Here is a 485-nt window from a genome sequence, read left to right as displayed (position 1 = left end):
GACTATGGAACGACAGCAGGCGGTTTATCCGGAAAACCTGCTTTCCAGCACGGCCGCACACGATAAAGTGGTTTGGATTGCCAGCCCGGCCGTACTCAACCGCTTGGGCGAAAACCGCAACTGGCAAAGTATCGGCCATAAAATTGCAGGCATTGTCTCGGCCGGCGGCGCGCTTCCTTCTGCCACGGCGGATTTGCTGCAACAGGCTGCCGTCCGCCCGTTTGAAGTTTATGGCAGTACCGAAACCGGCGTGATTGCCTCACGTTGCGAACGCCAAGAATGGCAGCCTTTCGAAGGCGTGGAAATCGGGCAAAACGAAGAAGGCGCACTTTGGGCTTCTTCGCCTTGGTCGCCCGAACGCCGCCAAACCGCCGATTTGATCGAGCCGCAAGATGACGGTTTTCTGTTACTCGGTCGCCAAGACCGCATTATTAAATTTGAGGACAAACGCGTGTCGCTGACCCAAATCGAACACGAACTTTTAC

Annotated in this window: 1 pseudogene; it reads left to right on the top strand. The window is 55.7% G+C overall.

The window, feature by feature from the left end:
* A pseudogene (locus tag ACTHUR_RS19450) lies at positions 1-485 on the top strand (AMP-binding protein); the annotation flags it as partial.

This window comes from Neisseria sp. P0021.S007 (assembly GCF_051956855.1).
This window is presented reverse-complemented; position numbering and strand designations above follow the sequence as displayed.